This is a genomic window from Vreelandella stevensii S18214 (assembly GCF_000275725.1).
In the GTDB taxonomy this organism is placed as follows: domain Bacteria; phylum Pseudomonadota; class Gammaproteobacteria; order Pseudomonadales; family Halomonadaceae; genus Vreelandella; species Vreelandella stevensii.
On sequence record NZ_AJTS01000023.1, the window covers coordinates 72,391 to 91,206 of the forward strand.

Here is an 18,816-nt window from a genome sequence, read left to right on the forward strand (position 1 = left end):
CAACGGCCACAAGGGTCGATAACAGATAACGTCTAGCGGTGATAAGGGTGCCCCACCAGCAGGGTCCATGCCCGATAGAGCTGTTCGGCGAGCATGATCCGCACCAGCGGGTGCGGCAGTGTCAGCGGTGACAGCGACCAGGCCTTGTCGGCCATGGCCGAAAGAGAAGGCTCCAGCCCATCGGGCCCGCCGACCAGCAGCACCACGTCCTGGCCAGACATTCGCCAGGCATCGGCTTCCTGAGCCAGCTGCTCCGTGGTCCAGGGCTTGCCCTTGACTTCGAGAGCCACGACGATTTCATCGCCGCGCAGCTTGTCGCGGATTCGCTGAGCTTCTTGCGCCCGCGCCTTGGCGATGTCGGCGTTCTTGCCGCGCTGGCCCAGCGCGATCTCTTCGATTTCCAGGGCAAAATCACGCGGTAGCCGTTTGCGGTAGGTTTCCACGCCTTGTTCCACCCAGGCAGGCATTTTGGTTCCCACCGCCAACAGCCGAACCTTCATGACATGGAGGCTCGCTCTTCGACCTGACGCAGTGCATCACCGATGGCGCCCGCATCGTTGGGCAGGTCTGCCCACAGACGCTCGAGGTCATACAGCGCGCGCGCTTCGGGAAGCATGACATGAACGACGATGTCACCCAGATCGACCAACACCCAATCCGCGTTCTCACCGCCTTCGACACCGCGAGGGTGCAGACCGGCAGCCTTGGCTTTCTCGACGAGGTTCTGCGCCAGCGCTGCCACATGACGGGTAGACGTACCGCTGGCAATCAACATGAGGTCGGTGACCTCGGTCAATTTCGACACGTCCAACTGCGTAATATCACGAGCTTTAAGTTCTTCTAGCGCGTCGATGGCTAGGTTTTTCAATGTATCGATGTGCATGACTCCTGACGACAACCCCATTACTGACCTGACGATGATAGGTGCCCGCCATTGGCAGCGGGCGTTTGAGGCGGCCATTGTAACGGCTTCTTTCACGACTGCCAGCGCTATTCGCTGGTTTGATACCAGCCCTGTTGCAAAATGGTCGTTTCCACCGCCTGTGGTAGCAGATAGCGCACACTCTCGCCCGCCTGAAGCCGTTGGCGAATATAGGTCGCGGAGATGGCCATCAGCGAGGGCAACGCCAGAACCAGCAAGTGCCCTTGAGCCTGCTGCATCATCGCTTCGACGCTGTAGACTTCACGATTGCCCACCAGTTCCTTCAGCGGTGCTGGCCAATCGTTGTTATAACCGGGTCGAGCGATCACCACGACATGCCCCAGCGCCCACAAGCGCTCGGCGCGATCCCACTGGTGAAGTCGCAAAAAGGCATCCATGCCAATGACCATCACCAGGCGGGCCGAGGAGCCGTAGACAGCGCGCAGCTCGGCCAGCGTATCCACACTATAAGAGGGGCCCGCCCGGCGCAGCTCGCGGCCATCGGCCAGCAGGCCGGGTGTATCGGCAATGCCTGCTTCCAGCAGAGCCAGCCGTTGCTGCGGCGACACTTGCGGTACGCCGCGCAGCGGCGGCTGCGGCGCAGGCACCATGTGCAGCACTTCCAGTCCCAGCGCGTCGCGTACTTCCAGGGCACTGCGTAAATGGCCGTTGTGCACCGGGTCGAAGGTGCCGCCAAACATGCCGACACGCTGACTCATTGGCGAACCTGGCCATCCCCGAACACGATATATTTCTGCGTGGTCAGGCCTTCCAGGCCGACAGGGCCACGGGCGTGCAGCTTGTCGGTGGAAATACCGATCTCCGCCCCCAGGCCGTACTCGAACCCGTCGGCAAAGCGCGTCGAGGCGTTGACGATCACCGAGCTGGAGTCCACTTCCGCCATGAAGCGACGCGCTAGGGTGTAGTCCTGGGTGACGATGGCATCGGTGTGGTGGGAGCCGTATCGTTCGATGTGTTCGATCGCTTCGTCCACGCCATCGACCACCTTGATGGCCAGGACCGGAGCGAGGTACTCCGCGTGCCAGTCCTCCTCGGTTGCTTCCAGCGCTTGGGGCAACAGCGCCCGCGTTCGCTCGCAGCCGCGCAGCTCTACCTGGTGCTCGGCGTAGGCACGCGCCAACTCCGGCAGCAGAAGGTCGGCAATCGGGGCATCCACCAGCAGGGTTTCCATGGTGTTGCAGGTGCCGTAGCGATGGGTCTTGGCATTGACGGCAATGGACAGCGCCTTGGCGGGGTCGGCGGTGGTATCAATGTACACGTGGCAAACGCCATCCAGGTGTTTAATCACCGGCACACGCGCTTCTCGCGAAATGCGCTCGATCAACGACTTGCCGCCACGCGGGATGATCACATCGATATACTCAGGCATGCTGATCATCTCACCCACCGCCGCGCGATCCGTGGTGGCAACCACCTGAACACTGCCCTCGGGCAAACCGGCATCCGCCAGGCCTGCCTGAATGCATTGGCTCAGAGCGGCATTGGAAGCGCGAGCTTCCGAACCACCGCGCAAGACACAGGCATTGCCGGATTTGAGGCACAGGCTAGCGGCTTCCAGGGTGACGTTGGGACGTGATTCGTAGATGATGCCGATCACCCCCAGCGGAACCCGCATCTTGCCGACCTGGATACCGCTGGGCCGATAGCTCATCCCATCGATGGCGCCCACCGGGTCTGGCAACGCCGCCACTTGATGCAGCCCCTCGATCATGGCATCGATGCGTGCATCGTTGAGCGCCAGGCGGTCCAGCAGCGCGCTGTCCAAACCGCTCTCCCGGCCCCGCTGCATATCCTCCTGATTGGCCTTCATGATCTCGCCACGCGACGCCTCAAGGCGCTGCGCCATGGCGTACAGCGCCTGGTTCTTGGCTTGGCTATCGGCTCGGCGCAATACGCTGGCCGCCGCGCGAGCCCCCTGCCCCAGAGCCGTCATGTAACGGGCTACATCGCCGGCCGCCAGGTGGTGTTGGGCGTCTTGTTGAAATGCGTCAGCGCTGCGCATGCGATCTCCCTATGTAAGCGATACTGAAAGTAGGTAGGCTTATATTACGCCTTGAGGGCATTATACTGGGGGATTGACAGGTTCGAGCCAAGCAATGCGTTATGCTCAGGCTGGGTGCCCCCGTTTATCAGCCAGATAGTAAGCCACCATGCCAAGCAAATACAAAATCAGTCCGCTCAGGGTGACACTACTGGCCGCCGCCGTCGCGCTGGCTCTCTGGACACCCAATGCGCCCCTCATGGCCACCCTTGTGCTGTGGCTTGCGGTCGGCTGGCTACTGGTGACTGCACTGCTGCTGGATTTCAGCCATCGCCGCTCACGAGGCCTGCCCTGGCAACTGCTGGCGGGAACCCTCCTGTTGGCCCTGATTGCGGTTGCCCCTGAACGTCACCTATTGCTGATATGGGCCTGGGGTGCGGTCTTCATGCTTCCTCAACCACGCTGGGTGGCCATGTACAATGTGTGCGCAGCCCTGCTGACCTGCCTGATCATCAAACCCTTGCTGACCCTACCAGCGTGGTGCCTGCTGATCGCAACGCTTTGTATTCTGTGCCTGCTGGCCATGGCGCGTACTTACCTACTGGTGCACTTGAGCGGCACTATACGCCAGCGCCTGCGGCTGGTGCCCGGTCTCAACCTCTGGGCAGGGGAGCAGTTGCTGCGCGATTTGGTCAAGGAGCAAACACGCTCCGAGCGGGAAGCCATTCACGCCGAGGTATTGATCATTCACCTTCGACTCCACCAGCTCTGGCCTACGGCCCACAAACTGTGCAGCCTGCTTTATAGCTTCGAAAACGTTTACCTCCTGAATGCCACTACGCTGGCCACGCTCATGTTGGCCAGAACGCCCCGCGAGGCCGCCCATCGTCGCCAATTGCTATGTGCGGCCCTGCCGGAGCACACCGTTTGCCAACCGCTTCCCCTGATAGAGCTTGAGCTGGAAGCGCTGACCCTGGAGGCTCTGGCCCTGATGGGTAAACAGCGGCCGAGCGTCATCACATGACGACGTCCGTGCCCCCCAAACGGCTGATGAGCCTAGCTTACAGTGCCAGCCTGATCGTTATCTGTGCTTACACCGCTTGGCTGTACGCCATGGGCAGCTACCGTGAACTGTTGGTTCCACTGTTCATGACCACCCTGATACTGGCCAGCCTGATGATGCACCTGGGCCAGGGGGTCAAATCGTGCCTGCCGCGCCTTTTGCTGCTGGGCAGTCTGTTTCTGGTGGCGATGCACGGCGTACTGACCCACGCCAACCTGCCGCTGTATTGGTTAGGCCTGCCCCTTGCCGCCGCGTTCATTCTTCTGCCACTGTGGGGAGCGCTGGCCACCAATCTGGTCGCCATGGCCGTGATCATCTGGCAACTGCCCACGCTGAACGAGGAGTTTGCCCTGGGCTTTGCTGCCCTGACTCTGCTGCTCGCACTGCCCCCCTGGGAGCACGCGCGGCGCAAGGCACTGCTCAGGGCTACCGACCCCCACGATAACGATTGCGATGCGTACCATATCGACACGCTCAAAGAGCGTCTGAAAAATGAGTTTCAGCGCGCCGACATGCTCAACAAGCGGTTGGCCGTGCTGGTGTTACACTTGCCGCAGCTGGACATGGCAGAGGAGCAGTTTGGCCAGCGCGCCAAGACCGCGCTGCTGGGTGCGCTGTGCAGCGAGGTCAATAGCCGCTGCCGTGATCACGACATTCTGGGCCGTGCGGGCAGTGCGACCTTCTGGCTGGTCTTGCCCGATACCAGTGAAAGCGGCGCGCTACTCGTGAAAGAGCGCCTTCAGCGTGCCCTGTCACGGCGCGTATTGGTGGAAACAGGCCAGTTGGAAGCACGGCTAGCCACTTGCCTGCCCATGCGCAAGGAGAGCTTCGAGCGCTACCTGCAGCGTCTGGAAGCACGCGCAGAATCCATTACCCATTTATAACCGCAGACGGAGTCACTCTTGGCGATTGTCGATACCCTGCTCTCTCTTACTCTTTCCCCTCCTTTGCTGCTACTTCTGGTGTTGGGTATCGCCCTGGTCGAGTCGCTGGCACTCATTGGCCTGCTGGTCCCCGGGGTCGTATTGATGACTGCGGCGGCCACCCTGGCGGGCCACCAAGGGCTCGACCTGCCCTGGCTGATTGGCGCGGCGTTCATTGGCGCGATCATCGGCGACAGCGTCAGCTACTATCTGGGCTATCGGCATCGTGAGGCGGTGTTGTCCCGCTGGCCGCTGTCGCTTCACCCCGAGTGGGTGGGACGTGGGGCACGCTTTTTCGAACGCTATGGGGTCTACTCGGTCTTCATTGGCCGCTTCGTCGGGCCTGTCCGCCCGGTGATCCCGCTGGTGGCCGGCATGATGCAAATGCCGGCACGCACCTTCGCCTGGGCAAACATTACCTCGGCAGCGCTCTGGGCTCCCGCCTATGTACTGCCTGGCTATCTGGTCGGCCATACCTGGCAGCAGCGGCTGAACCTGCCCACGAACGTGGAAATGGCCGTCATTCTGATTGCCGCCACGGTGGTGGTATTGGCCGTGGTGTTTTCATGGGGGCGCGCCCAGGTAGACCGCCAGGGGCGCGTCTATTTTGCGCTGGCACGCATCGTGCGGCGCATTCCGATCATGCGCCGCCCCTGGTTGGCCATGAGCCGTTCGGGGGAAGTGCCGCTGGGCTCACTGCTGCTGCTCATTACCGCGCTTACCGGGGCCTCCGCCTGGACGCTGTACGTGATGCACCATGTGACGCCGCTGACGGTCGATCTGGAAGCCCAGCGGCTATTCGACTGGCTCGACTCCCCCTGGCTTGCCCACGCCAGCCTGCTATTGGCCATGATCGGTGACAAGGCGGGCATCGTGGCACTGGTCAGCCCGTGGGCGTGCTGGCTGCTGGTGGTCAAACGCTTCGATGCACTGCTGCATGGGGCTCTGGCCCTTGGCGGCATTGCCCTGATCAACACGTTCGGCAAGGCGCTGTTCGCCCGGGCACGCCCCACCACCCCAGACCACCTGACCGGCTCATACGCCTACCCCAGCGCGCACACCTCTACCTGGGTGGTGATGATCGGGCTGGCGGCCGCCGTGATGGCTGCGCGGCTGCCCCGCCAGCGGCGCGCCTGGGTCTACTGGATGGCCATTGCCGTGACGCTGCCGATGGCGCTCTCGCGTTTGGCACTGGGCGTACACTGGCTGAGTGATCTGGTGGGAGGCGCGCTCATGGGGCTGGTGGTCTGCGCCCTGATTCAGCTCAACTGGCAGCGGCGCTATCGTGCGCCGCTACCCGCCATCCCCTGGGTGACGCTCACAGGAGCATCGCTGCTGCTGGTGAGCGCGAGAATGCTACTGTTCGGGCCGGTTTGACGGCGCCATCGCGTGGCTGGCTCGGGCTGGCGTGATCAGCCCAGCGCCAGCCACGCGCCCACGCCAAACATCAGCGTCCCGGCAATGCGGTTCAACAGTCGTACGTTACCGCTTTTGCCCAGCACGCGACGCAGCGTCTTGCCTCCCGTGGCATACACCAGCATGCTGCCGAACTCGATGATCAGGATCAACGCGATCAACAGGCTGAGCTGGGGGGCCAGCGGGCGGCTGCTGTCCAGAAACGGCGGCAGCAGCACCATGAAGAATGCCCAGCCCTTGGGGTTGGCCACGGCGGTCACCAGCCCCTGCATGGCCAACTGCCAGCGGCCTGCTGGCGGGCCTGCATCCAGCGTATCGGGAATGGCCATGCGGCCCCGCGAGCGCCACATCATCACCCCCAGATACGCCAGATAAGCCCCACCGATCCACTTGAACGCAGTGAACAGCTCAGGCTGGCGCAACATCAACGCGGCCACCCCTGCCCCTGCCGCCGCGGCCACCAGGCCCACGCCAATCAACTCACCAATCATCATCCAGAGCGTACGCTTCACCCCCTGGGTCATCCCCAGCACCATGGCCAGCGTCATGCACATGCCGGGAGTCAGCGATACGAACAGAAAGGTTGGCACGAAGACCGATAGAGTAGCCCATGACATGGTGACGCTTCCTTGTGATGAACGGTGACGAAAGTCAGTGATATGGCGAATCGTAGGCACAAAAGTGTGGCCCCGCCGGGATTACCCTTCGCCCCAGCGTGGCATCAGGCGGTGCTCGATACCCAGCTGGTTGAGAATCCGCGCGACGATGAAATCGATCAGATCCTCCATGGACTGGGGGCGATGATAGAACCCCGGCGCGGCAGGCAGGATCACCACGCCCAGGCGACTCAGGGTGAGCATGTGCTCCAGGTGAATGGGAGAAAAAGGACTCTCCCGGGGCACCATGACCAGCGTGCGCCGCTCCTTGATCGCTACATCGGCGGCACGCTCGATCAGGTTGTTGCTGGCCCCGGTGGCCACCGCAGAGAGGGTGCCGGTGGAACACGGGCAGATCACCATGGCGGAAGGCGCGCCGGAGCCCGAGGCCACGGGGGCCATCCAGTCTTCACGCCCAAAGCAGCGAATTTGTCCGGGCCTGGCACCGCTTTGCGCCACCAGGGCCTCCTCCAGTCGCTGAGGCTGAGCAGGCAGCGATACCTCCGTTTCCGTGGCAATGACCATATGGGCCGCCTTGGAAATTATCACCCACACTTCATGGCCCGCCTCGACCAGCACGTCGATCAAGCGCAGGCCATACTGGGCCCCCGAAGCGCCCGTCAGCGCCACCGTCACAGGGGGTTTGAACTCACTCATCGGATACTCCCGTTGCAGGGTTTGCCGCTGCCAGCGCCGCCAACAGGCGCTCATGAACACCATCGAAACCACCGTTGGACATCACCACGATACGGTCCAGAGGTGACGCCTGGGTGACCACTGCCTGCACCAGTGCGTCGATATCCCGATACAGCGACGCCCGCGACCCTTGCGCCTCTACCAGAGAGTCCATCGACCACTCCACGCCAGCAGGCTGGAACCAGAAGCTGTGATCTGCATCGGCAACGCTTTCGTTCAGACGTTCACGCAGCGCGCCCAGCCGCATGGTGTTGGAGCGCGGCTCGATCACGGCCAGCAGCCGCCCCCGCGGTGTGGCGGCACGCAAGCCCTGCAGCGTGGCGGCAATGGCCGTGGGATGGTGGGCAAAGTCGTCGATCACCTGAATGCCGTTGACCTCGCCACGCACCTCCTGACGACGACGGGGCGTCTGGAAGCGTGCCAGCGCCGCGCAGGCACGCGGCAGGTTCACCCCGCACAGTCGTGCGGCCGCCAAGGCGGCCAAAGCATTGCGGGCGTTGTGCTCCCCCGTGAGCGACCACTCCACCACGCCGTCCTCCTCGTCCTGCTCACGGCTATACAGCACCTGAAAGCGGCTGGCGTCGGCATGCTCCAGACGCAGCTGCCACTGGCTGTCGGACTCGCTGCCAAAGCGGGTGACCGGGCTCCAGCTGCCCATGGCCAGCACACGATCCAGCGCGAGCTGCTGGTCAGCCACCAGCAGATGCCCCTTGCCTGGCACGGTACGCACCAGGTGGTGGAACTGGCGTTCGATGGCGGCCAGGTCGGGAAAGATATCGGCGTGGTCGAATTCGAGGTTGTTCATCACGGCGATCGTCGGGCGGTAGTGCACGAACTTGGAGCGCTTGTCGAAAAAGGCCGTATCGTACTCGTCCGCCTCGACCACGAACGGTGCTGCTGCGCCTCCTAGCCTGGCCGACACGCCAAAGTTGCGCGGCACACCGCCAATCAGAAAGCCGGGCTCCAGGCCTGCGCTCTCCAGCAGCCAGGCCAACAGGCTGGCCGTGGTGGTCTTGCCGTGGGTGCCCGCCACGGCAATGACCCGGCGGCCCGGCAGCACGTACTCCGCCAGCCACTGGGCACCCGAGGTGTAGCGCAGGCCGCTATCGAGCAGCGCCTCGACTTCCGGGTTACCGCGTGAGAGAGCGTTGCCCACCACCACAAGGTCCAACGGGCCCTGCAGGTTGTCGGCGCGATACCCCTCCATCAGCGTGATGCCCGCCTCGGCGAGCTGAGTGCTCATGGGCGGATACACGTTCGCATCCGACCCACTCACCTCGTGCCCCAACTCTCGGGCCAGCAGCGCAAGACTGCCCATAAAGGTGCCGCAGATACCAATCACATGTAAACGCATGGGCGAGCGCTCCTTCCATGACCCTGACAACGGACTGAAATATCAGCCTAAATGCATACATTGGGGGAAAGATTATCATGCCCGGGACGCCAGCTCATCTGGTTCCCTTCGCGACACCCGGTATCAGGGCAGGAAAGTGACAATGGGTGGCTTTTGATGCAGGATGCGGCACCTATTGACCTAAACCACCCCGCTGCGCTGGCGAGAGGAGCTTTTATCATGCGCATTATCGTTCGTTACTTTTTCCGTGGCCTTCGCGTACTGCTGGCCCCGGTGATGTTAGTGTCGGAAAAACTCTCCACGCCGCGCTCGGTGGAGCGCAGCGCCGAGGAGCAGGCTGAGGTCGACGCCGCCTGTGAAGCATTGGCGCTGTATCAGTTTCGTAGCTGCCCTTTCTGCATCAAGGTACGCAAGGAGATGGCGCGCCTTGGCTTGAAGATCGAACTGCGCGATGCCCAGTTGGACCCGGACCACAAGCAGGCCCTGCTGGAAGGCGGCGGCAAGGTCAAAGTGCCTTGCCTGCGCATCGCCCATGAAGACGGTCGTGAAGAGTGGCTGTATGAGTCCGATGAGATCAATCGCTGGCTGCATCAGCGCTTTGGGGCCTGACTGGGTGCCTGATTTGGTGCTTTAGCACCTGCCACGTCAAAACTCGACCTTGCGGGCCGTCACGTCGAACGTGACGGCCAGGCTAACACCCTCTTCCGCAAGAGGGTCAGCTTCCGGGCTATGCTGTAGCGCCAGCGGCCCCTCAAGGGTGCCCTGAAGGTGTAACCGGCTGCCTTCGCGCTCCACCCGGGAAAGCACCACGGTCAGCTCGTCATCGCTGGCCGTATAGTACGGCGGATGAACGGCATCGCCGATCAGATGCAGCACTCGAGCATTGGTCAGCTGCTCGTCGGTCAGAATCAATTGAATGACCAGCGCGTCTCGGGCCGCCCATTTCTCCGGATCCCGGTAGCCGGTCATCTCCACCACCCAATGGTCTCCCTCTTCGATGAACGTGGCACTGGGCTCGCTGCTGAGATCGAGGACGAACCACTGCTGGTCCTCTCCATCCAGCGTCCCTGTGATCCCTGCAGCTAGCTCGCTGGCAGCCGCCCAGCCTGTCATGGCCAGCAAAACAGTCATTAGTAACGGTTTAACACCTTGTATTTTCATTATCTTTCCTTTGTGGCTTACCTGCCGGGCACTTTTGAACGGCCGCATGATCACGACTTTAGTCTTACAGCAGATGCCGTGGCGGCCGCGCCAGCCCCGATCATTCAGTAGATGAATGAGGCCTGTCATTATTTCGATTGTGTGTCACAACCACCTGTCTCTATGTTGTCAGGATAGCTTACGAGCTGACCGTGTCTGTTTTGTGGATGGGCCATCCGTCGACAAAACGAACAATAAACAATACACATGGGAACGATCATGACGCTGAAAAAGACACTACTGGCCACTGTCGTGGGTGCTGCCATGGCAGGTACCGCACTACTGCCCCTGACCGCCAGTGCAGAAACCCTGCGCATCGGTTACTCGGCCGACCCTGAAACCCTCGACCTGCATGAACAGCTTTCCGGCGGTGTCCTGCGCTTCTCACATTTGTCATTCGACCCCCTGGTGCGCTGGACCAAGGACTTCCAGTTCGAGCCGCGTCTGGCCACCGAGTGGGAACAAATCGACGACACCCATGTACGCATGACCCTGCGTGAAGGCGTTACCTTCCATTCCGGCAACCCGTTCACTGCCAAGGACGTGGTCTGGACCATCGAGCGCCTGAAAGAGAGCCCGGATTATCGCGCCATTTTCGAGCCGATCGCCAGCGCCGAAGCGGTCGATGACTACACCATCGAAATCACCACCACCGAGCCTTACCCGCTGCTGTTGAACCTGGCCACCTACATCTTCCCCATGGACAGCGAGTTCTACACGGGTGAGACCGACGACGGCAACGACAAGGCGGAAATCGTCAAGGCCGGCAACTCGTTTGCATCGCGTAACGTTTCCGGCACCGGCCCCTTCGTGGTCACCGATCGTCGCCAGGGCGTTCGCGTCGACTTCGAACGCTTTGAAGACTACTGGGACACCGAAAGCGAAGGTAACGTGACCAGCATCGTGCTGACGCCGATTGCCGAAAACGCCTCCCGCGTAGCGGCCCTGCTGTCCGGTGGCGTCGACTTCATCGATGCCGTACCGCCCAACGACCTGGACCGTGTGCGCGATGCACAAGGCGCCAATCTGGTTGAAATCCCCGGCACGCGTATCATCGGCTTCCAGCTGAACGAAGAGCGTGTCGAGGCTTTCCAGGATGCACGCGTGCGTCAGGCCGTCGACCTGGCCATCAACCAGGAAGGCATTGCCGAGCGTCTGATGCGTGGCTTTGCAACGCCCGCGGGCCAGTTCTCACCGGAAGGCTACTCCGGCTATAACCCGGACCTGGTACCTCGTTACGATCTGGAGCGTGCTCAGGAGTTGATGGCGGAAGCGGGCTACGAAGAGGGCTTCAGCGTCGACATGATCGCCCCGAACAACCGCTACGTGAACGATGCGCAGATTGCCCAGGCCGCAGCCAACATGCTGGCGCGTATCAACATCAACGTTAACCTGCGCACCATGCCGCTGGCCCAGTACTGGCCGGAGTACGACACGCGTCAATCCGACATTGCCATGATCGGCTGGCACTCGGACACCGAAGACACCGCCAACTTCTTCCAGTACCTGTCGTTCTGCATCGACACCGAGAGCGGTGCCGGTCAGTACAACTACGGCAGCTACTGCAACGAAGAAATCGATGCGCTGGTAACCCAGGCCGACAGTGAGACCGATCTGGAAAAACGCGGTGAAATGCTGCGTGAAGCCGAAGCCATGCTGTACGAAGACGTTGGTTTCATCATGCTGCATTGGCAGAACCTGGCCTATGCCGCCGCTGACGGCATCGACATCGAGCCGGTGGTCAACGCCACCGACTTCCCCTACCTGGGCGATCTGGTGATTACGCGTTAATCACCCCTTAACGACATAACCCACGCAAGGACGCTTCGCTCTCCAGGATTCTGGAGGGCGAAGCGTCGTGCATGACGCGACCCGCCGGGCAGCGTCATGCCTTGCCCTGATGTTTAGTGAAACTTTCCACACAGGTGGCGTACGCCATGATTGCTTTTTTAATCAAGCGGCTGATGCACGCAATATTGGTGATGTTTGTCATCAGTGTACTGGCCTTCGCCATCCAGGATAACCTGGGTGACCCTGTACAGCAGATGGTCGGACAGTCGGTCCCCGAAAGTGAACGTGAAGCCATTCGCGAACGGCTGGGGCTCAACGACCCCTTCCTGGTGCAATACGCACGCTTCGCCAGAAACGCCCTTCAGGGCGATTTCGGCTACTCCTATTTCTACCGTGAACCGGCGCTGGAGGTGATTGCTCGCCACTTGCCTGCTACCCTCGAGCTGGTGTTCGCGGCCACGCTGATCATCGTATTGTTCTCTGTTCCCATTGGGGTATACAGCGCCATCAAACCGCGCTCGCCCATCTCGCGCTTTTTCATGGGGGCCTCGATCATCGGCATTTCGATACCGGTGTTCCTGACCGCCATCGTACTGATCCAGATTTTCTCCATCGGCATGACCGTTTCGCTGTTCCCGGAGGGCACCGCCTGGGGCGCCTGGCTGAACAGCGCGCTCTCTACCCAGGGCAACATGCCCTCCTTTGGCCGTGGCTATGATTTGGTCCACGTGGTCGGCCACTGGGATACCAACCTGGTCACCTGGGACGGCATCAAGCATCTGGTGCTGCCTGCAGTCTCGCTGGCCTCCATCATGCTGCCGCTGTTCATCCGCCTGATTCGCGCCGAAATGATGGAAGTACTGCAATCGGAGTACGTGAAGTATGCCCGCGCCAAGGGTATTTCCATGCGCCGGGTCTACTTCGTGCATGCGCTGAAAAACACCATGCTCCCGGTGATTACCGTGGGGGGCGTTCAGATCGGTACCATGGTGGCTTATACCATTCTGACCGAAACCGTGTTCCAGTGGCCGGGCATGGGACTGATGTTCCTGGATGCCATCAACCACGCCGACATTCCGCTGATCGTCACTTATCTGATGATCGTCGGGGTCATTTTCGTGGTGACCAACACCATCGTGGATTTGATCTACGGCTTCGTGAATCCCACCGTTAAACTGACTGGTAAGCCCGCATGACAACGTCCACTCCTCCCTCAGCCCCCAGCCGCTGGGAGCGCTTGCGCGACTCTTTCCTGTGGTACAGCTTCAAGCGCGACCGTACCGCTCAGCTCTGCCTGGCCGTGTTCATCTGCCTGGTGGTGGCGGCCTTCGCGGCGCCACTGCTGGCCCCTACCGACCCCTACGACCTGCGCCAGATCGACATCATGTCGTCGGAACTGCCGCCGTTCTGGATCGACGGAGCCGATGATCGCTACACCCTGGGCACCGATGCCCAGGGGCGCGACCTGTGGTCGATCATTCTGTACGGCACGCGGGTATCGCTGCTGATCGGCTTTGGCGCGGTGGCACTGCAAGCCCTGCTGGGCGTGACCTTTGGCCTGATGGCCGGTTATCTGGGCGGGCGAGTCGATGCCTTCCTGATGCGCCTGGCAGACATTCAGCTGTCGTTCTCGACGCTGATGGTGGCCATCGTGGTCGGTGCCGTGGTGAAAGCCACCATGGGCAGCGCCTTCTACAGCCAGTACGCCGTGCTCATGCTGATTCTGATCATCGGACTCGCCGAATGGCCGCAGTATGCGCGTACCGTGCGCGCATCGGTACTGGCAGAGAAGAACAAGGAGTACGTGGACGCCGCCCGGGTCATGGGGCTGCGCAGCCGACGCATCATGTTCCGTCATGTGCTTCCCAATACGCTGTCGCCGATCTTCGTCATCTCCACCGTTCAGATCGCCAACGCGATCATCTCCGAAGCGGCGCTGTCGTTTCTGGGGCTGGGCATGCCGGAAACCCACCCGTCGCTGGGTTCGTTGATCAAGGCGGGCTTCGACTACATTCAATCCGGCTCCTGGTGGATCACCATGATGCCCGGCGCGGTATTGGTGGTGCTGGTGCTGTCGATCAATCTGCTGGGCGACTGGCTGCGCGATGTCATGAACCCACGACTGTATAAAGGCTGAAGACACCATGGCACTTCTTGAAGTCTCACAACTGGATGTTCGCTTTGCCCTGCGTCAGGGTGAAGTCCGCGCCTTACGGGATGTCAACTTCACCCTGGAGCGAGGCGAACGGCTAGGCATCGTCGGTGAATCCGGCGCGGGCAAATCGGTGGCAGCCTTTTCACTGCTCAACCTGATCGCACGGCCCGGATTCATTGCCGGTGGCAGCATCACCTTCGAGGGTAAAACCCTCAACACCATGTCCGAGCGGGGCCTGCGCAAGGTGCGCGGCAATCGTATCTCGATGATCTTCCAGGACCCGATGATGACCCTCAACCCGGTGCTCTCGATCGGTGAGCAGATGGTCGAGTGCCTGAAAGCGCACCGCCGCATCTCCACCCGCGAGGCCCGGGCCATTGCTCTGGACAAGCTCAAACAGGTGCAGATCCCGTCGCCGGAAAAGCGCCTGGACCAATACCCCCACGAGCTTTCCGGCGGCATGCGCCAGCGTATCATCATCGCCATTGCGCTCCTGTTGGACCCCGACATCATCATTGCCGATGAGCCGACCACCGCGCTGGATGTCACCATCCAGGCGGAAATCATGGCGCTGCTGCTGGAGCTTTGCGAGCAGCACAACGTGGGCCTGATCCTGATCACCCACGACTTGGGCGTCGTCAGCCAGGTCACCCAGCGCATGCTGGTCATGTACGCAGGCCGCGTGATCGAGCAGGGGCCGACCCGTGAAATCATCAATGACCCCCAGCACCCCTACACCCAGGGGCTGATCAACGCCCTGCCCCAGATGGCTACCCCCGGCGAAAAACTGAATCAGATTCGGGGCAGCATGCCGTCGCTTTCCAACTTGCCCACCGGCTGCGCGTTTCATCCCCGCTGCGACTTTATCCTGCGCAGCGACGGTCAGCCGCGCCCGGCGTGTACTCAGCAGGTGCCCACGTTCGTGGAGTCAGGCAACTGCCGCGTTGCCTGCCATATGGTGGCTGAAATGCTCGAAGATCGCCGCCTGAAGGAGGAGAGCCTATGAATGCCCAGGCCGACACACGCCCAACGACCGCTCCCGCTACGGCCAGCGATACGCTGCTGGAAATACGCGATCTGAAAAAGCGCTTTTCGCTATCGGGCGACTTTCTCGAGCAGCTGCGCTTCAAGGGCGGCAAGCTGGTTCGTCATCAGGAGTACGTGCACGCCATCAACGGGGTCAACCTGGAGATCAAGCGTGGCGAAGCGCTCTGCGTGGTCGGCGAATCCGGCTGCGGTAAATCCACCGTAGCACGCACGGTGATGGGGCTGATTACCCCCTCCGAAGGCGAAATTCGTTACGGCGGCGAGCGCATCGACCATCTCTCCACCCGTCAACTGCTGCCTTATCGCAAGCGCATGCAGATGATTTTCCAGAACCCCTACGCGTCGCTGAACCCGCGCATGACGATCCAGCAGACGCTGGAAGAGCCGCTGCGCCTGCACCACCCAGACTGGAACCGTCAGCAGATTCTCGACAAGGTGGAAGAAGTGATGCGCTCGGTGGGCATCGACCCGGACTGGGGCAAGCGCTTTGGCCATGAGTTTTCCGGTGGGCAGCGCCAACGCATCGCCATCGCCAGGGCGCTGGCCGTGGACCCGGAATTCATCGTGGCCGATGAGCCCATCTCGGCTCTGGACGTATCGATCCAGGCCCAGGTGCTGAACCTACTGATGGACGCCCAGCGTGACCGCCACCTCACCTACCTGTTCATCACCCACGACTTGGCGGTGGTCGAGCACTTCGGCACCCGCGTGGCGGTGATGTACCTGGGCACGGTGTGTGAAGTCGCCACCACGGCCACGCTGTTTGCCAAGCCGCGCCATCCCTATACGCAGGCGCTGCTGTCGGCCATTCCTCGGCTGGAAGATGACCGCCCCCAACACATTCGCCTCTCCGGTGAAGTGCCGACGCCGGTCAATCTGCCTAGCGGCTGTGTCTTTCATGGCCGCTGCCCCCATGCCAACGCCCGCTGCAAGCAGGAGATTCCGGCATTGCAAACACAGGATGACGGCACTCGCGTGGCGTGCCACGCTGTCGAGGAGGGGCGCTTGTAATGGCCCGCTTCATTCAGGCCTCACGCGAGGCCGTCTTGCGAGGTAAGGCATGGAAATTCGCTGGCTAGAAGACTTCATTGCCTTGGCCAGAACGCGACACTTCTCCCGCGCTGCCGACGAGCAGCACGTGACACAGCCTACTTTTTCACGGCGCATCAAGCTGCTGGAAGAGGAAATGGGCGTGACGTTGATCAACCGACAGACCCTGCCACTGTCGTTGACCCCAGCGGGAGAAGAGTTCCTGACGCTCTGCGAACAGGTCACCGAGCGCGTGCGCCTCACCAGAGAGCGCGTTCGGGCGATCAGCGCTGGCCAACAGCGCCGCATCATGGTGGCTGCCCCACAAAGTCTGCTGGCCCACTTTTTGCCCGAATGGCTGGCCCAACAGGGTTGGCAAGAGCGTGTGCAGCCCTACTTGCGCGCCACGGGCTGGGTGGCCAGCGACTATTTTCAGGCACTGGCCAGGGCCGAATGTGATCTGGCCATCTGCTACTGGCCCGTGGGCCGCTGCGATCTGGACATCGACACCAGCAGCAGTACCTATCGCGTCATTGGCCAGGAGCGGCTGATACCCGTGACGGGCCTGACCAGCGATGAGTCGCCCTGCACGCAGCTACCTGGCACGCGCCAGCAGCCGGTGCCCTGGCTTGCCTACCCCAAACGCGGGCTGTTGGGTTCGGCGGTCAAGGCACACCTTGCCCGCCTTCCCCATACGACCTACCTGACCGCGCAGAGCGAGAACCTCTACGCCGCAGGCATCAAGGAACTGGTACTGTTGGGCTACGGCATGAGCTGGCTACCCGAACGCAACGTGGCCAGCGAACTGGCTAGCGGCCAACTGGTGCGCGCAGGCGACAGCCGCTGGGACGTGCCCATGGAGTTGAGGCTGTACCGTCACCACCAACACCACCACGCAGAGCTGGACAGCTTATGGAGCGAGCTCCCTCCCCTACGACCCTAAAGGAAACCCCATGTCTGCATCACTGAACGCACGACAGCGTGAGCATATCGCGCATCTTCGCCAGGCTTATAGCCAGTTGCTTGAGCACCATCAGCTGGATTGTCTGGCCATTTACAGCGGCCACGCCCGCTACCATTTTGCCGATGATCACACTACCACCTTTCAGGCCTACGGGCATTTCACCCACTGGGTAGGGTTGGCCGATGTTCAGCACAGCTGGATCGTGGTGCAGCCCGGTCAGCGGCCTCAGCTCTATATCTACGCGCCAGCCGATTTCTGGCACTTGCCCACCCAACTGCCGGAAGAGCCGTGGGTAGCCGAATTCGACGTGCATTTGTGCAGCGACAAGATCACCCCGCCGCTAGCGGGCAACGCAGCCGTGATTGGTGATATCGAGACCCTGGAGAGCGTTTCTGTGCTCGCCAACTCCGCACAGCTGCACCCCGCCGCCCTCGTCCGTGCGTTGGATGAGCTGCGCATGTACAAGACCGCCTATGAGATTGCCTGCCTGAGGGAAGCCAATCGTCTGGCCGTTGCCGGGCATCAGGCCGCCAAGGCGGCGTTTGTGGGCGCCGCCAGCGAGCTGGATATCCAGTTGGCATATTTGCAAGCCAGCCGACAGCGCGAGTCGGACGTGCCCTACCAGAACATCATCGGGCTCAATCAGCACGCTGGCGTACTGCATTATCAGCATTATGACCTGAGCGCCCCCAGCCAGCGCCACAGCTTGTTGGTGGATGCCGGGCGGCGCTTTCGCGGCTACGCGGCAGACATCACCCGCACCCACGCAGGCCCCGATGCCCCGGCCGCCTTTGGCGAGCTGGTCACTGCCCTGCACCACCTGAAAGATCAATTGATCCAGCACGCCGCGCCCGGCGTGGAGTTTGTGTCGCTCCACGAGCAGATGCATCGCTATCTGGCCGAAATTCTGGTGCAGCACGGGCTGTACGAAGGCAGCGCGGAGAGCGCTATCGAGCTGGGCGTGACCCGAGCGTTCTGCCCCCATGGCTTGGGCCACTCGCTGGGCATCCAGGTGCATGACGTGGCGGGGCTGATGCACTCCGATGGCACGCCAGCGCCGCCGCCACCGCAACATCCGGCGCTACGCCTGACGCGCACGCTGCGCCCCGGCATGGTAGTCACCATCGAACCCGGGCTCTACTTCATTCCCATGCTGCTGGCACCGCTGCGCCAGCAGGGAATTGCCATCAACTGGGCCACGGTGGACGCTTTGGCCGCCTGCGGTGGTATCCGCATCGAAGACAACATCGTGATCACGGAAAGCGGTTGCGACAACCTGACACAACTACATTAGTGCCAGGTAAGAAAACGCCCGGTTCCAATGAAGGAACCGGACGTACCTTGGCGATTAACCGCCAGACTTGGAAACGATAGGCTTAGAAACGGTAGGTAATACCACCGCCTGCGGTGACAGGCTCGATGTCCACTTCACCTACACGGCCAGTGCCATTCAGGTTGATGTCGGAGTTGACGTCGGCGTAGCTGACGAAGTGCGAGGTTTTTCGCGTTAACTGATAAAAAAAGTCCCCCGAAGGGGACCCAGGTGGAGCACGCCAGCTCACTCGTTGTACCGTGCGACAGGTCGCATCGGCATGACA

19 protein-coding genes are annotated in these 18,816 nt (G+C 61.7%); 11 read left to right on the top strand and 8 right to left on the bottom strand.

Going from position 1 to position 18,816, the window contains the following annotated elements:
- Window positions 1-32: 32 nt before the first annotated feature.
- The 4 genes from rlmH to HSS18214_RS0104490 all read right to left on the bottom strand — a co-directional run bounded on the left by rlmH (window position 33) and on the right by HSS18214_RS0104490 (window position 2,945).
- Window positions 33-500 carry a 23S rRNA (pseudouridine(1915)-N(3))-methyltransferase RlmH gene (gene rlmH / locus HSS18214_RS0104475; protein ID WP_016914102.1) on the bottom strand — a complete coding sequence of 156 codons (468 nt, stop codon included), beginning with the start codon at window positions 498-500 and terminating at the stop codon, window positions 33-35.
- A complete protein-coding gene (gene rsfS, locus HSS18214_RS0104480) occupies window positions 497-883 on the bottom strand; it encodes a ribosome silencing factor (protein ID WP_016914103.1) in 387 nt (128 codons plus the stop codon). The genes rlmH and rsfS overlap by 4 nt, the downstream gene beginning before the upstream one ends.
- Before the next feature lie 107 nt (window positions 884-990).
- Entirely contained in the window at window positions 991-1,641 is a 651-nt protein-coding gene (gene nadD, locus HSS18214_RS0104485; protein ID WP_016914104.1) for a nicotinate-nucleotide adenylyltransferase, read from the bottom strand.
- A complete protein-coding gene (locus tag HSS18214_RS0104490; RefSeq protein ID WP_016914105.1) occupies window positions 1,638-2,945 on the bottom strand; it encodes a glutamate-5-semialdehyde dehydrogenase in 1,308 nt (435 codons plus the stop codon). Before HSS18214_RS0104490 ends, nadD begins: the two co-directional genes overlap by 4 nt.
- A gap of 238 nt (window positions 2,946-3,183) precedes the next feature.
- On the opposite strand from HSS18214_RS0104490, the gene HSS18214_RS0104495 reads away from it, so the two are divergent.
- From HSS18214_RS0104495 to HSS18214_RS0104505, 3 genes are read left to right on the top strand one after another with little or no spacing between them, the layout of a single operon-like run.
- Window positions 3,184-3,948: a hypothetical protein gene (locus HSS18214_RS0104495; protein WP_016914106.1), complete on the top strand. Its 765-nt coding sequence runs from the start codon at window positions 3,184-3,186 to the stop codon at window positions 3,946-3,948.
- Window positions 3,945-4,871 (top strand): diguanylate cyclase domain-containing protein, encoded by a 927-nt coding sequence (locus HSS18214_RS0104500; RefSeq protein ID WP_016914107.1) that lies wholly within the window; start codon window positions 3,945-3,947, stop codon window positions 4,869-4,871. Before HSS18214_RS0104495 ends, HSS18214_RS0104500 begins: the two co-directional genes overlap by 4 nt.
- Before the next feature lie 18 nt (window positions 4,872-4,889).
- Window positions 4,890-6,287 (top strand): bifunctional DedA family/phosphatase PAP2 family protein, encoded by a 1,398-nt coding sequence (locus HSS18214_RS0104505; RefSeq protein ID WP_016914108.1) that lies wholly within the window; start codon window positions 4,890-4,892, stop codon window positions 6,285-6,287.
- A 35-nt stretch (window positions 6,288-6,322) separates the two neighbouring features.
- Here HSS18214_RS0104505 and HSS18214_RS0104510 read toward each other — a convergent pair whose 3' ends face one another.
- The 3 genes from HSS18214_RS0104510 to mpl form a co-directional block, all read right to left on the bottom strand.
- The gene (locus HSS18214_RS0104510) at window positions 6,323-6,943 is read right to left on the bottom strand and encodes a LysE family translocator (RefSeq protein WP_016914109.1); all 621 of its coding nucleotides are present in this window, start codon (window positions 6,941-6,943) and stop codon (window positions 6,323-6,325) included.
- 81 nt (window positions 6,944-7,024) lie between these two features.
- A complete protein-coding gene (locus HSS18214_RS0104515; protein WP_016914110.1) occupies window positions 7,025-7,639 on the bottom strand; it encodes a flavin prenyltransferase UbiX in 615 nt (204 codons plus the stop codon).
- Window positions 7,632-9,032 carry a UDP-N-acetylmuramate:L-alanyl-gamma-D-glutamyl-meso-diaminopimelate ligase gene (mpl, locus tag HSS18214_RS0104520; RefSeq protein WP_016914111.1) on the bottom strand — a complete coding sequence of 467 codons (1,401 nt, stop codon included), beginning with the start codon at window positions 9,030-9,032 and terminating at the stop codon, window positions 7,632-7,634. The genes HSS18214_RS0104515 and mpl overlap by 8 nt, the downstream gene beginning before the upstream one ends.
- A gap of 219 nt (window positions 9,033-9,251) precedes the next feature.
- Between mpl and HSS18214_RS0104525 the strand changes: the two genes are divergently transcribed.
- On the top strand, window positions 9,252-9,641 hold the full coding sequence (locus tag HSS18214_RS0104525) for a glutaredoxin family protein (RefSeq protein ID WP_016914112.1): 390 nt from the start codon (window positions 9,252-9,254) through the stop codon (window positions 9,639-9,641).
- Window positions 9,642-9,677: 36 nt separating this feature from the next.
- On the opposite strand, the gene HSS18214_RS0104530 is transcribed toward HSS18214_RS0104525, so the two are convergent.
- The gene (locus HSS18214_RS0104530) at window positions 9,678-10,163 is read right to left on the bottom strand and encodes a hypothetical protein (protein WP_016914113.1); all 486 of its coding nucleotides are present in this window, start codon (window positions 10,161-10,163) and stop codon (window positions 9,678-9,680) included.
- A gap of 288 nt (window positions 10,164-10,451) precedes the next feature.
- Here HSS18214_RS0104530 and HSS18214_RS0104535 point away from each other — a divergent pair, with 288 nt between their 5' ends.
- The 7 genes from HSS18214_RS0104535 (at window position 10,452) to pepQ (ending at window position 18,512) form a co-directional block, all read left to right on the top strand.
- Window positions 10,452-12,023: an ABC transporter substrate-binding protein gene (locus HSS18214_RS0104535; RefSeq protein WP_016914114.1), complete on the top strand. Its 1,572-nt coding sequence runs from the start codon at window positions 10,452-10,454 to the stop codon at window positions 12,021-12,023.
- A gap of 146 nt (window positions 12,024-12,169) precedes the next feature.
- Window positions 12,170-13,219 carry an ABC transporter permease gene (locus HSS18214_RS0104540; protein WP_016914115.1) on the top strand — a complete coding sequence of 350 codons (1,050 nt, stop codon included), beginning with the start codon at window positions 12,170-12,172 and terminating at the stop codon, window positions 13,217-13,219.
- On the top strand, window positions 13,216-14,160 hold the full coding sequence (locus tag HSS18214_RS0104545) for an ABC transporter permease (RefSeq protein ID WP_026001722.1): 945 nt from the start codon (window positions 13,216-13,218) through the stop codon (window positions 14,158-14,160). Before HSS18214_RS0104540 ends, HSS18214_RS0104545 begins: the two co-directional genes overlap by 4 nt.
- A 7-nt stretch (window positions 14,161-14,167) precedes the next feature.
- Complete coding sequence (locus HSS18214_RS0104550) at window positions 14,168-15,184, top strand: ABC transporter ATP-binding protein (protein WP_016914117.1); 1,017 nt, start codon at window positions 14,168-14,170, stop codon at window positions 15,182-15,184.
- On the top strand, window positions 15,181-16,236 hold the full coding sequence (locus tag HSS18214_RS0104555) for an ABC transporter ATP-binding protein (RefSeq protein ID WP_016914118.1): 1,056 nt from the start codon (window positions 15,181-15,183) through the stop codon (window positions 16,234-16,236). The genes HSS18214_RS0104550 and HSS18214_RS0104555 overlap by 4 nt, the downstream gene beginning before the upstream one ends.
- 49 nt (window positions 16,237-16,285) lie before the next feature.
- Window positions 16,286-17,197, top strand: coding sequence for a LysR family transcriptional regulator (locus tag HSS18214_RS0104560; RefSeq protein WP_016914119.1), 912 nt, complete (start codon window positions 16,286-16,288; stop codon window positions 17,195-17,197).
- 10 nt (window positions 17,198-17,207) lie between these two features.
- Entirely contained in the window at window positions 17,208-18,512 is a 1,305-nt protein-coding gene (pepQ, locus tag HSS18214_RS0104565; RefSeq protein ID WP_016914120.1) for a Xaa-Pro dipeptidase, read from the top strand.
- Window positions 18,513-18,816 lie beyond the last annotated feature (304 nt).